The following is a 13,119-nucleotide window of genomic DNA, read 5'->3' on the forward strand; positions in this document are numbered from 1 at the left end:
TCCTAGAATCTACAAAAAATCATGCAAAGTATTTGCCTTTGCCATCCATTTGACAAGCTCTTCCCAATCCTTGTTTTGCAAGAGAGTTTTTGCTCGCGCGATTTCTTTTTCAAAGCAATCAATGCAATCAAGCAGATTCTCTTTGTTTTGGATAAACACATCACGCCACATGATAGGCGAGCTTTTGGCAATCCTGCTCATATCTTTGAAGCCTCCGCCAATGAGCGCGAGAATGTTTTGAGGCTCTTCTTGCGATAGGACGGTGTTTGCCAACGCAAAAGAAATAATATGCGGAAGATGAGAGATGAAAGCGATATGTTTGTCGTGATCTTTAGAATCCATTTTGATAATCCGCATACCGATTTCTACGAAAATCTGCTTTGCCAAAGCGACTTGAAATTCGCCGCTTTGCTCAATGTCTGTAAGGATTACGATTTTTCCGTCAAATAGCCCTTGAAGTGCGGCATTTGGACCGAAATTTTCAGTGCCACTCATCGGGTGAGCGCACACGAAATTTTTTCTAATTTTTTTGGGAATGGACGCGATGATTTTTTCTTTTGCGCCACCTAGATCGATAATTGTCGTGGTTTTGGCGATGGTTTTGAATTGTTTGATGACTTGTATCATCGCTTCAAGTGGTGTCGCAAGAAAGATTACATCGCATTCTTGGATCTGATTAAAATCCACGCATTCATCAACAAGCCCAAGAGAAAGTGCCTGCTGGCAATGCAGAGGATTAATATCAAACCCAAAAATGCGCTTAAACATTTTTGTCTCTCTTAGTGCCAATCCCATACTTCCGCCGATAAGACCAAGCCCAATGATGCCTGCTTGCATGATTGCTCCTTTTGATTTTTGTTTCAATTCTCGTTTTATGACGAAAAATAGATTCTAGATTCTGATATTTTCTATACACAAATATACACAAAGGGGTGCAAAAGGTTTAGATGTAGAAAATTATAGCAGAATCTAAAATGCGCGATTCAAATAATAAGACAATGAAGTGAGGCAAAATAAGCAAAATAAGAGTTCAAAATATAGAATCTTTAAATAGGATTAATGTATAGAGCGGACGGAAAACAAAGTGAAAAATGGCGTGCTCGGAGGGATTCAAACCCCCGACCTACAGGACCGCAACCTGTTGCTCTATTCAGCTGAGCTACGAGCACAAATAAATCATTACACATAAAATAAATTGTATGCTGATATAAAGCTAAAGATTCTAGCCAAGAATGCTTTAAAATTAATTTAAAATTTATAAAAATTGCTATAAAATAGCGTGCCTTTAGGATAAGGTAAATATTTTTAAGAAAGTAGGTGATGAGAATGCCCGGCATTAAGGTGAGAGAAGGCGAATCTTTTGATGAGGCGTATCGCAAATTCAAAAAGCAAACCGATAGAAATTTGGTTGTAACTGAATGCAGAGCGCGCAGATTTTTTGAGAGCAAAACAGAAAAGCGCAAAAAACAAAAGATCAATGCCAAGAAAAAAATGCTCAAAAGACTTTATATGTTGCGACGTTACGAGTCAAGATTATAATAAATGCCCTTTTTGGGCGTTTATGGATTGCTTCTATTTTATCTATTCAATTTATTCATTAGCTTACGCATACATTATTTTGATATTTATACATTTCAGATATTTTTGGCAGATGTTTTGGTGTTGTGGATATTTTTATACATTTTGTAAGACAAAAACGATTAAATACACAAAAATCAACTAAAGATAACATTTAGACTTATTTTAATGTTTGTTATAGTGCAGATTGTAAAGCTTTGTAGCCCTTTGTGGAGTTACCGCTTCACAAAGGGAATCACTTCGCCGAAATTCACCGAAAGTAGTAACGATTTATGTTTCATAAGGCGACGCACGCAAAGTGCGACTCACTCGTTCGTTTTGCAAAACCCCAAATTTATTCAAAATTCTAGAAGTTCTTTACGCTCTTTTTATCTCCATAGAATCTATAAAAATGATTTGTCGGACCATTACCCTTGCCAAGGTTAAGAGAGTGCAAAATTGCTCCAAATACATATTCTTTGGCAAGTTTAATGGATTGTTTATAGGATTTTCCAAGGGCGAGATTTGAGGCGATTGCGCTACTGAGCGTGCAACCCGTGCCATGAGTGTTTTTGGTGGCGACCTTTGGAGCAGAAAATATATGAAACTCCTTGCCATCGTAAAATACATCATCAGCATTGCCTTCTTTGTGTCCGCCTTTGATGAGGATTGATTTTGCGCCCATTTGGTGCAAGGTGAGCGCAGCTTTTTTCATATCATCGATCGTGCTGATCGCAAATCCGCACAGCTCACTTGCTTCGGGTAGATTTGGCGTGAGAATATCAGCAAAAGTCAGCATAGAGGACTTAAACTCTGCGCGTGTAGATTCTGGCATAAGCGGGAATCCATTTTTGGCAAACATCACAGGATCGATGACGATGTTATTTGGCTTGTAGGTTTTTAGATTTTGAGCCACGCATTGAATGATCTCACTTGAGCCTAGCATACCGATTTTGATAGCTTGTGGGGGGATATCCTCAAATACCGCCTCAAACTGCTCGTCAATGGATTTTGTCGGCACATCAAAGCTAGAGATCACGCGAACGGTGTTTTCGGCAACGATGCTTAAAATCACGCTCATACCAAAGAGATTGTGCGCGCTAAAGGTTTTGAGATCGGCTTGCACGCCCGCTCCTCCGCTACAATCGCTTCCCGCCACGGTCAAAATCGGAATAAGCTTTGTCGTCTGTGCGTTCATTTATTATCCTTGTTTTTATGTTTGTTGGATTTGTTTGTTTGGGCTTTTAGGCGTTTTTGCGCGATTGTAGCAGATTTTGGCTTAATAATACGCAAAAGCGTGAGAATTTGCAGAATCTTAAGCCTTGCAAGAATCTAAAAGATGCAGGTTTGGTTGCTAGATCGTTGCTAGAATCTTAGTTGATTTGTTAATCTGCAATAATGCGCCAAGATTCTAAAATCTTAGCAAAGCTATATCTTGCATTAGCTGGGCTTGTTGAGGGCAGGAAGTGGATTTGCAGGGGGAGTAGAATCTAGTTTGTGATTTTTGTCATTATTGTAAGCAAAATTATGAGCAAAAGTGCGGGCTTTGTGTGGCGATAGAGAATCTAAAACAAGCCCCCTCATTTTGCAATATTTTAAAAATAGCTCTTTAGCCTTTGTGCCATTTAGCGCAAGCGTGCGGATATTTGAGGTTTTTGAAAGTGGGCGCACGGAAATGTTTAAATGCGGGTATTTGGTGGCTATGCACCCTATGTTGTCATTCTTGTGGAGTGAAGAATCCATATTGTCATATTGAACGTTAGCGAAATATCCACACTTTGATTTTTTGGATACTTCGCTACGCTCAGTATGACAAGGGGAAGGCTCGTTATGGCAAGCTGTTTTATCATTGCGAGCCGACTTGCCCGCGTGGTAATCCACCACGCCGTCATTGCGAGATTCTGCGGTAGCAGAATCGTGGCAATCTATTTGGTCTTTTGGATTGCTTCGACTTTTCAAAGCCTCGCAATGACAAATGAGATTTCCCCTCTCTTGCGGATGGGATTAAGGGTGTGGGTTTCTTTTTTGTTATATTGAGGTTTTGTAGAAACCAAAATATATAGCAATCCAAAATGTAAATTCTAGATTCTACGCTTGGTTTGCAGGGGTTTGTATGTTTTGCTCGACTTTGACTTTGGCGTATTCTAGTAAATCTTTTGATTTTGCGCGCAAAGTAAAAGATTTTTGAATTTTTAGGGCGATTTGTTCTTGCGTGGCGGGATTTATCTTGGGGATTAGGATATTTAAAATATCATTGCTTGAAATATTTGTCTGCACTCCACCTGTGCCGATTCTCTCAAATTGCAATTTGCAAAAAATAGAATTTAAAAGCAAAACTAACACATCGCCACTAAAATCTTTGATAGAAATTTTTAAAATTCGCTGATTTGTCATTGCTTCTATATTTTCTTTAATTAAACAAGAAAGTCCTATACTACCAGACATTGAGATTAAAATATCGCCTTGCTTTACTTTATCTTTTGGGCTTAATTTTTCGCATTGTTTTTTAAGATAAACAGCGTTACTCATATCTAAATCTGCGTTTTTAATATTATTGATTCTAATGAGTGCTAAATCTCCATTTTCTAAATAATCATCACTAGAAAAAGCAAATCCACCAGAATAATTTAAAACCAAATTTTGCAATTTACAATATCCGCCTTTATAGTCTTTGATTTTAGTTTCCATTAAATCATATTTGCTTTGATAATACTCGCTATCTAAACGCCCGCTTTTATAGAGGCTTTTTGAAAGTGGGCGCACAGAAATGTTTAAATGCGGGTATTTTTTGCTTATGTCGTTTATGTTTGCTAGCTCGCTTGGCTTTTTTGCTTGCAATGATGATTTTAACAAGGATTTGAGTGGATTTTTAAAATCTAGCTCTAATTCTTTATACAAAAGCTCTTGCGCCTCTTTGTAAAGCCTTTTGGAGTCTTCTAATGCCTTATGTGAATCTTGGACTAACTTTTGGATTTCTAATTGAAAATCTTGCGAAAATTGCGGGATTAAAAAATTTTTTATGGTTGGCAATGAATTATAATTGATGATATTGTTTGCAACTTCCCTTACTTTTTGAAATGTAAAATATTTAGTCATCATAAAAACATATAAAAAAGCGGGATTTATATTTTTAACTTGCAACTTAAAAACAGAGCCATTAAAAATCATTTTTTCGCTTGGTTCTTCACTGATAAACAAAACACTATCAGCATCATCCACATAACCTTTTACCAAAAATAAAATGTCATTCTTATGAATCTGATAACGCTCTTGAAAATAATCATAAGGCACTTTTACTAAATTTGAAATTTCAAGGCTAAACTCTCTTATATCTTTACCTCTCACCAAAGATAAACCATTTTCTAAATAATCATCGCTTTTTGGTAAAATTCCATAATATCCACTTGTCATTAAATTTTCTAATTTTGTAGAAATTTTGGACAATAGATTTATTTTCTCTAAATACTCTTTTTTAAAATACTCACTATCTATGCGTTTGCTTTCGTTGTCTTTATTGACCTGTGAGAGCGGGAGAATGGCAAGCTCTAAATGCGGATATTTAGCTTGTAAGGATTCGTTTAGTGATTGATTTAGATTTTGACTTTGCATTTACTTGCCTTTTAAGGTTATTTTTAAGATTTTGTGTTATAATTATGCTGTTTTCTAGGCGGGAACTTTTCCGCCACTCTTTCTCTCTAAAATTTTTCATTACACATTTTCTCCATAAGTTATCAATCTTTTATCAAAACTAGCGATTAAGTCATTTAGAAAATCTATGATTTTGTTTGGCTCTATGGCGATATATACGGATTGATTGTATTTGTTTGTGATTTTTACATTTAGGCGTGGATAGCCGTTATCTGTGAATTTGTAAAGATTTTCAAAGTGAAATGCGCGGTTTCGTATTAGGCGAAAAAGTTGCAAAATCGCGCTCACTTTGTAGTAATTCGTAAAGTGCATATCGCGATTGAAGCGATTTTTATTTTTGAAATAATATTTTTTAAAATCTAGATTCTCTAAAAAATCTTTGTGAAAAATTGTATTGTGGATTTTGTAAATTTCAACAAGCCTTACCCAAAATCCTAAACTTTGCGTAGAGATAAATTTATCGCGCTTATGGGTTTGAAACTCACCCTTTGGCTCTAATTCGCGTGGCAGGGATAAAAGCCAATCTTGGCTTTGCGCGTTTGTCATAAGTGTATCGATGCGATTTCGTAGCACGATTTCTAAAATGCCTATTTTGTGTGAGATATTGCCAATAAGGGCTAAGTTTGCCTCGTGTTCGCGTGTGTTTGTGTAGTCATCTAGTCGCGTGGCAGAAAATAGTATTATAAGTTTGTCGCGTGAAATTTGTGTCATTTAAGATTCCTTAATGTGTTTATGACTTTTATTGCAGTGGCGCATTTTAGCTAAAAATCTTGCAAAGATTGCTACGCGCCCTAAAATTATCATAATCTATTCTCGCCAAAAACTTAAATTTTCGGCTCTTGCAAAGTCGATAAAGGCTTCTGCTATGCCGTCCTGCGTTAAGCCATCGTGGTTAAACAAATCGTGTTTTATGATTTTATGCCCGTGAGAGTCAAGCACAAACTCGCCGTTTGAATCTTTTAAGTAGATTTTCTCGCCTGAGTTATCCTTGCTAGGCTCGCTCATCGTGGCAAAGAAAATGTTGTAATCATCACATTTTGGGCATAGCTCTTTGCCATTTTCATCGATGCCGCCGTATTTTTGCAAAAATAAAACACTAGTTTTCGTGCCTGTGTGTGGTTTAAAGACATTGCCGTGTAAGCCTACAACCGCTAAAATCCGCGCACGCTCTGCTATAAATTCGCGTATGTATTTGTCGCTAGAATTATTAAATCGCCCTTGTGGCAAAACGATAGCCATTCTCCCGCCATCTTTTAACATATTTAAGTTGCGCTCGATAAATAAAATATCACGGCTTATCTTTGCCTTGCCTAGCTCGTAGCTTTTGTAGAGATTTTCGTTTGTGATGTCCCCTGCAAATGGGGGATTTGCCATTACTATGTCAAAGTGAAATTTGGAGTAATCTTTGGCGTATTTTTCATCGCCATATTGTTTGGTATCTGCGCAAAGTGCTTCAAAGTTTTCAAATCCTGCGCTATAAATTTTCTCCCATTTGCCGACTTTTGCATCATTTTTCCATTGCTTGTAATGCAAAGAATTGAGTAGCAAGACATTAGTTTCGCCATCGCCTGCGATTTTGTTTAGCAATCTGCCTATGCGGACACTCTTTTTGTCAAAATCTATGGCAAAAACATTTTTGACATAATCAATCTGCGCTTGGGTTTTCTCAACCGCGCTTAATAGGTTTTTGCGGTGTGGATTTAGCTTGTTCCACACATACATAATACAGTGCATAGGAAAGCCACAGCTCCCACTTGCCGTGTCGATAATCTTTTCGTTTGCGTGTGGATTTAGCATTCGCACGCACATATCAATCACATAACGAGGAGTGAAATACTGCCCTTTATCGCTCTTTTGTCCTTTAACAACAAGATATTCAAAGGCATCATCAATCACTTCAAAATTTGAATTAAAAAGCTTAATATCTTGCAAATACGAAACGCTGATATTTAGCTCCTCCGTGCTAAGCTCAAAGCTCGAATCGCTCTCAAAAATCCCGCTCCACTGTGCCTTTGCCTCGCTAAAAAGTGTATTTAGCCGTTTTCTAAACACTTCATCGCTTTCATCTTGTCTTTGTGCGCGAAACTCTAAAAAGCGAAATTTAGAATCATCAATACTTTTGATAAAATCTGTAAATTCTTTGTAAGAATTAAAACTTGTATTTTCCGTAGCAAAGGCGATTCTATCAAAGTCTTTGCTGGATTTTTGCTCATCATAAAGTTTGGTAAAGATGAGCTTAAAGATTTCCTCAAAGCTATCCACGCCCGAATTTGCCAAAATCACATCTTCAAAATCTGTGATGATTTTTTTGAGCGTTTTTGTTTGGAGTTCATCGTTTATGTAGAGATTTTTAAGCGTGTATTTGGTGTTTAGAAAATCTTGCAAACTTTGTGTGGCGTTTGGGATATTGCTTAACTTTTCTAGCTTGGTTGTTTTGTAGTTTTTGTCCTCTTTGTTGTGATAAAATTCCTCAATAGAATCGCCATTACACAACACACCTATGGGCGTATTTTCCCATCGCATATAGGATTCTAATTGCGCGTAACCGTCTTTTACTTTGGGTTTTTTTACTTCCACAATGATATATGGACTACCCTTTTCATCACACACTAAAATATCTATGCGCTTTTTGCCCTCTTTTTCTCCTGTATCGCGCCCTTTTTGCACGGCGACTTCAACTTTGATTCTGTCTTTTGGATAGTTATATTCATTGATGAGTTTGTCAAGATAAAGCTGACGCACGACTTCTTCTGGGCTTAATCTAATATCGTTTTGTCTTACAAGACAAGGAATATAAAAAGAAATTTTACCGTTTTTGTCTGCTTTTTGCGTGATTTTGCTTTCCAAACTTTCAATGGCTTCTTTGCTGAATAAATCAAGCTTATAATCGCTTTGTCTTAAAATTTCATTTAGTTTCATTGTGCTCCTTCGTTTTATCGTTGGCTTGTTTAAAAGTCGCGATTTTATCTAAGGGACGCTTAGATTCCTCTATTTTGTTTCTTCTTATGGTTTCTTCCTCCCATCTTCTAGCACTTTAGATTCTCCATTTGGCTTTATTTCTAGCACGACATAGGGCAAGCCTTGTGTGTTTAGCTCGCACATAAATGGGTCTGGGTCGTTTTGCTCCATATTCCATACGCCCGCACCTTTATTGGAATCTAGCCCTTGTTCTTCCCCGCCTTTTGGCATGTCTTTGTTAAGCTCTAGGCGCGCGGTAATGTAGGATTGTGCTGTAAGTGTTTTATCTTGTGGATTGCCACGCATTGAAGCATCCGATGCACTCCCCAAAAAGTCGCTACAAGCTGAATTTATAGACGCATTTTTAGGCGCGTTGATTCCCCATTTACCTTCGCATATAAGCTTCGCGCCAATCATCGCTGGCACGCCTGTGGTGTAGCTCACCCCTTGCGCATTGACTTCTTTGAAGCAAGCCTCATGGTCGCAAATGTTGTAAATATAAATGATGCGCTCTTTGCCATCTTTGACGCCCTTTATGTAGCAGCCAATATGCGTTTGCCCCTTTGTGCGGCTAGCAAGGCTTGCTGGGTCTGGCAAAAGCGTTTTTAGCACTTGGATAGGCACAATTTTGCGCCCATTGTGCGTAACCTCATCGACACGCAAAAGCCCGATATTTTCTAAGCATTTCATGTGTGTTAGGTAGCTCTCGCCAAAGGTCATAAAAAAGCGGATTTTCTGCAAACCCTTAATATTGCGGATTAAGGATTCTAGCTCCTCATGATACAAGAGGTAGCTGTTTTTTAACCCCACCTCAGGGTAATCCCATTCTTTCATGAGGGCAAGAGGTGCGACATCGCGCCACTCCCCACCTGCATACTGGAGCTTGTCTTTTGAGCCTAAATCACCGCGCCTTAAATCCGCTTCACTGCGGCGCACGCCCAAGTGCACCTCATTCGCGGCTTCTCGTTGCGATGATTTATCCTTCAAAATACTGCGCTCCTGTGTATCCTCTTTTAGCCCACATTTCTCACTCAAAATCTTAGAATTTGCACTTGATTCTGCGTCCTCCTGCAACTTTTGCGATTCCCTCTCCAATCTTGCCCGTTCTTTTTCCCTCACTTCTGCTTCCCAATGCCTCTCTTCACGCTCAAATTTGCGATAAATAGAATCTTGCTGCAAGTCTGGGTTAAGTGCTAGATCAGATTCTGCCACAAGCGTGGGATTTTCTCCTAGATTGCCACGACTTCCTGCGGAAGTCTCGCAATGACCATTAGATTTTGAGGATTCTAAGGATCGAGATGAGAAAGCAGGGTTGTGCGGGCTTGAGCGAGGAGATAAGACTTTAGAGTCTATCGACGAAGCAAAAGCCAAACTCCCTGCTTTATCGCTCAATACTGAATCCTCTTTAACCCAATAGCGCGCTTTAGAGCTTACTTCTCGCAAATTAATCTCTGGATTAAAATTTGTCGCAAAGGCATAGCCATGATCGCCCGCGTTGCAATCCAAAATATCGATGCTATGAATTGCATCAAAATAATGCTTTTGCGCGTAGGCACAAAAGACATTGGTTACACCCGGGTCAAAGCCACTGCCAAGCAGGGCAAAAAGCCCAGCACGTTTAAAGCGCGTGTCATAAGCCCATTGCTCCTTATATTCAAAATGTGCGCTATCTGGATGCTCGTAATTTGCGGTATCAAGATAATGCACGTCGCACTCAAGGCATGCTTGCATAATGCTTAAGTCTTGATAAGGAAGTGCCACATTTATCACCAAGTAAGGCTTCACCCGCCGTATTAATGCCTTAAGCGATTCCACATTGTCCGCATCCACTTCCTCGTATTCTATCTCGCCTAGCCCCTTAGCGCGGATAGATTCCGCTATCGCTTGGCATTTGCTTAGCGTCCTGCTGGCTAGCACAATGCGTGAAAACACCTCCCTATTTTTCGCGCATTTATGCGCGACTACGCTACCTACGCCACCTGCCCCGATTTGTAAGATTGTTGCCATAATATTCTCCTTATCTTTTGTTTTGGGTTCAAATTTAAGCTTAAGCTGTTATTTTAGCAAAACTAGATTCTGCATTTTGGCTATCAATCCTTAATCTTAAGCAAATTTTGAGTAAAATCGCAAGTTATTACCACATCTTTAAGGATTACAAAATGGATTACAAAGACACGCTTTTGCTTCCAGACACAAGCTTTCCTATGCGAGGAAATCTCCCCCAAAACGAGCCTCCCACTTATAATCAATGGAAAAATAACACTGCTTATGAATTGATGAAATCTCATAGGCGCAATGTCAAACAAAGCTTCAATATCCATGATGGTCCTCCTTATGCAAATGGCAATATCCACATCGGACACGCGCTTAATAAGATTCTCAAAGACATCATCGTGAAGTTGCATTATTTTAGCGGCAAAAGTGTGCGATATACGCCCGGCTGGGATTGTCATGGATTACCAATCGAGCAGCAAGTCGAAAAAGCCTTAGGCAAAGAAAAAAAAGACGCCCTGCCAAAAAGCAAAATACGAGAGCTCTGCCGAGAGCACGCAAGAAAATACCTCCAAATCCAAAGCGATGAGTTTCAAAGCCTTGGGGTCATCGGGGATTTTGTCAATCCATACTTGACTATGGATTTTACATTTGAGGCAAATATTTATAGGGTGCTTTGTGAAGTAGCCAAAAAAGGGCTTTTGTGTGAGCGATCAAAGCCGATTTATTGGAGTTGGGCTTGTGAGACGGCACTAGCTGATGCGGAAGTGGAGTATAAAGATAAGGTTTCAGATTCTGTGTTTGTGGCATTTAGACTTGATGAGCAAGCGTGTAAAACGCTTGGGATTGAGAGCACACAATCTCACCCAAAAGCTGTGATTTGGACGACTACATCTTGGACTTTGCCGGCAAATCAAGCCATAGCAATCAACCCAAACGCGCGCTATGTGCTGACACAAGAGGGGCTCATTTTTGCAAAGCCATTGCTAGAATCTATGATACAAGAAGGGCTAAGCAGTGGCGAGATTAAGCGAGAGTTTGACGCAAAAGAGCTTGAGAATCTAAACGCCATAAATCCGCTCAATAACCGCAAATCGCGCATAATCTTAGGCGATCATGTCTCAATGGACGGCGGAAGCGGGCTTGTGCATACAGCACCAGGACATGGCGAAGATGATTATTATGTTTGCTTGAAATACAACATAGAAGTGCTTATGCCTGTCGATGACAAAGGGCGATTTAGCGAGGATTTGCGCACTTTTGGGCTTGTGGGTGAAGAGCTACAAGATGAGCTTATCGGAATGCATATTTTTAAAGCGCAAGATAAAATCCTCTCTGCACTCGGAAGCAATCTCCTCAAACATACCAAAATCACGCATTCTTATCCGCATTGTTGGCGATCTCATGAGCCAGTGATTTATAGAGCGACAAAGCAGTGGTTTATAGAAATGGATAAGCCATTTTTGCATGGCAAGAGTTTGCGAGAAGTCGCGCTAGAGGCGATCGGGCAGACAAGATTCTATCCTGCAAGTGGAGAAAATCGCATACGATCAATGATAGAAAATCGCCCTGATTGGTGCATTTCAAGACAGCGCGATTGGGGTGTGCCTATCGCGTTTTTTAGAGATAAGCACACGCAAGAAGTTGTTTTGGATTCTGAGGTGTTGGATCATGTGGCGTTGATTTTTGAGCGATATGGTTGTGATGCGTGGTGGGATAAGCAGACACATGATTTGTTGCCACCTTCTTGGCAGGACAAATCGCAGAATCTTGAAAAATGTAATAATATTTTAGATGTGTGGTTTGATAGCGGTAGCACTTGGTTTGCGGTATTAAAAAGCGGAATCTATGATGCGGGGGCTTGTCCTGCTGATATGTATTTGGAGGGAAGCGATCAGCATCGCGGGTGGTTTCAAAGCTCGCTTTTGCTCTCTTGTATCCTCACAGGCAAAGCACCTTATAAAAGTGTGCTTACGCATGGTTTCACAATGGACGAAAAGGGCGAGAAAATGAGTAAATCTCGCGGAAATGTTATCGCACCTCAAGAAGTGTTGCGCGATTATGGAAGTGAGATTCTGCGATTATGGGTGGCATTAAGCGATTATCAAAACGATCAAAAAATCTCCAAAAATATCCTTAAACAAGTAAGTGAGCAGTATAAAAAAATCCGCAATACGATTCGATTTCTTATGGCAAATACAAGTGATTTGCAGAATCTAGTCAAGCGCGATGAGCTAGGGCTTATTGATCGATATATCCTTGGGCGCGCCAAAGAAGTATTTGCGCATGTGCGCGTGCTTTTTTTGGAATATGATTTTGTCAATGGCTTGCAGATTCTGCAAAATTTCATCACCAATGAAATAAGCGGAATCTATCTTGATTTGTGTAAGGATAGCTTGTATTGCGATGACAAGCAGTCTTTAATTCGCAGGGCGCACCAAAGTGTGATGGTGCTTATGCTAAGTCATCTTTGTCATATTTTGGCACCTATCCTAACTTACACGATAAATGAAGCCCTTACGCATAAGATTCCGCTTCTCAAAGCGCGCAATGTCTTTGAGCTAGAGTCGCTTGATTTGGAGATGTATGATGTGGATTTGGAGGGTGTGGATTTTGCAAAACTTTTGGCGATTCGCTCTCACTTTAGCGAAGTTTTGGATTCTCTCAAAAAGCAAAAATCGCTAAAATCAGGGCTAGAGCTTTGCGTGAAGGGAGACTTTATGGGAGCTCAAAAGGATTCTATGGATAAGGCATTGCAAGATAAAAAATTTAGCGAAATGGTGGCAGAATGGCTGATTGTGAGTGATTATGAATGCGGAGAGAAAATTACAGATTTTATGCTTGGGGATCAGACATTTGGCGTGTATAAAAGTAGCGGGCATAAATGTCCGCGTTGCTGGCGGTATATGGCAGAATCTGAAAATGAGCTTTGCGCGCGCTGTAAGGGCGTGATAGAGAAGTGAT

Annotated in this window: 9 protein-coding genes and 1 tRNA gene; 2 read left to right on the top strand and 8 right to left on the bottom strand. The window is 39.6% G+C overall.

The features are described 5' to 3' along the window. Positions 1-9: 9 nt before the first annotated feature. Positions 10-837 (bottom strand): prephenate dehydrogenase, encoded by an 828-nt coding sequence (locus tag DY109_RS03215; RefSeq protein ID WP_023949317.1) that lies wholly within the window; start codon positions 835-837, stop codon positions 10-12. Between the two features lie 255 nt (positions 838-1,092). Continuing rightward, positions 1,093-1,169 (bottom strand) — tRNA-Arg (locus DY109_RS03220). Positions 1,170-1,326: 157 nt separating this feature from the next. On the opposite strand from DY109_RS03220, the gene rpsU reads away from it, so the two are divergent. Then, positions 1,327-1,539 carry a 30S ribosomal protein S21 gene (rpsU, locus tag DY109_RS03225; protein WP_023949316.1) on the top strand — a complete coding sequence of 71 codons (213 nt, stop codon included), beginning with the start codon at positions 1,327-1,329 and terminating at the stop codon, positions 1,537-1,539. A 385-nt stretch (positions 1,540-1,924) separates the two neighbouring features. Here the strand turns inward: rpsU and thiD are convergent, their stop codons facing one another. The 6 genes from thiD to DY109_RS03255 form a co-directional block, all read right to left on the bottom strand. Continuing rightward, a complete protein-coding gene (gene thiD, locus DY109_RS03230) occupies positions 1,925-2,755 on the bottom strand; it encodes a bifunctional hydroxymethylpyrimidine kinase/phosphomethylpyrimidine kinase (RefSeq protein WP_023949314.1) in 831 nt (276 codons plus the stop codon). Positions 2,756-2,997: 242 nt separating this feature from the next. Next, a complete protein-coding gene (locus DY109_RS03235) occupies positions 2,998-3,516 on the bottom strand; it encodes a hypothetical protein (RefSeq protein ID WP_034550184.1) in 519 nt (172 codons plus the stop codon). Between the two features lie 129 nt (positions 3,517-3,645). Continuing rightward, positions 3,646-5,166: a restriction endonuclease subunit S domain-containing protein gene (locus tag DY109_RS03240; RefSeq protein WP_023949311.1), complete on the bottom strand. Its 1,521-nt coding sequence runs from the start codon at positions 5,164-5,166 to the stop codon at positions 3,646-3,648. Between the two features lie 99 nt (positions 5,167-5,265). Continuing rightward, on the bottom strand, positions 5,266-5,916 hold the full coding sequence (locus tag DY109_RS03245; protein ID WP_023949310.1) for a hypothetical protein: 651 nt from the start codon (positions 5,914-5,916) through the stop codon (positions 5,266-5,268). Positions 5,917-6,012: 96 nt separating this feature from the next. After that, positions 6,013-8,124 (bottom strand): N-6 DNA methylase, encoded by a 2,112-nt coding sequence (locus DY109_RS03250; protein ID WP_023949309.1) that lies wholly within the window; start codon positions 8,122-8,124, stop codon positions 6,013-6,015. 84 nt (positions 8,125-8,208) lie between these two features. Further along, positions 8,209-10,170 (bottom strand): saccharopine dehydrogenase family protein, encoded by a 1,962-nt coding sequence (locus tag DY109_RS03255; RefSeq protein WP_023949307.1) that lies wholly within the window; start codon positions 10,168-10,170, stop codon positions 8,209-8,211. A gap of 152 nt (positions 10,171-10,322) precedes the next feature. On the opposite strand from DY109_RS03255, the gene ileS reads away from it, so the two are divergent. Continuing rightward, complete coding sequence (gene ileS, locus DY109_RS03260) at positions 10,323-13,118, top strand: isoleucine--tRNA ligase (protein WP_023949305.1); 2,796 nt, start codon at positions 10,323-10,325, stop codon at positions 13,116-13,118. The last annotated feature ends 1 nt before the right edge of the window (position 13,119 follow it).

The sequence above is a fragment of the Helicobacter fennelliae genome (assembly GCF_900451005.1).
In the GTDB taxonomy this organism is placed as follows: Bacteria; Campylobacterota; Campylobacteria; order Campylobacterales; family Helicobacteraceae; genus Helicobacter_B; species Helicobacter_B fennelliae.

Excerpts from the sequence above, each read along its gene's own strand:
- DY109_RS03215 (WP_023949317.1), bottom strand. The coding sequence starts at position 837 with ATGCAAGCAGGCATCATTGGGCTTGGTCTTATCGGCGGAAGTATGGGA.
- DY109_RS03245 (WP_023949310.1), bottom strand. The coding sequence starts at position 5,916 with ATGACACAAATTTCACGCGACAAACTTATAATACTATTTTCTGCCACG.
- DY109_RS03240 (WP_023949311.1), bottom strand. The coding sequence starts at position 5,166 with ATGCAAAGTCAAAATCTAAATCAATCACTAAACGAATCCTTACAAGCT.
- DY109_RS03255 (WP_023949307.1), bottom strand. The coding sequence starts at position 10,170 with ATGGCAACAATCTTACAAATCGGGGCAGGTGGCGTAGGTAGCGTAGTC.
- DY109_RS03250 (WP_023949309.1), bottom strand. The coding sequence starts at position 8,124 with ATGAAACTAAATGAAATTTTAAGACAAAGCGATTATAAGCTTGATTTA.
- thiD (WP_023949314.1), bottom strand. The coding sequence starts at position 2,755 with ATGAACGCACAGACGACAAAGCTTATTCCGATTTTGACCGTGGCGGGA.
- ileS (WP_023949305.1), top strand. The coding sequence starts at position 10,323 with ATGGATTACAAAGACACGCTTTTGCTTCCAGACACAAGCTTTCCTATG.
- rpsU (WP_023949316.1), top strand. The coding sequence starts at position 1,327 with ATGCCCGGCATTAAGGTGAGAGAAGGCGAATCTTTTGATGAGGCGTAT.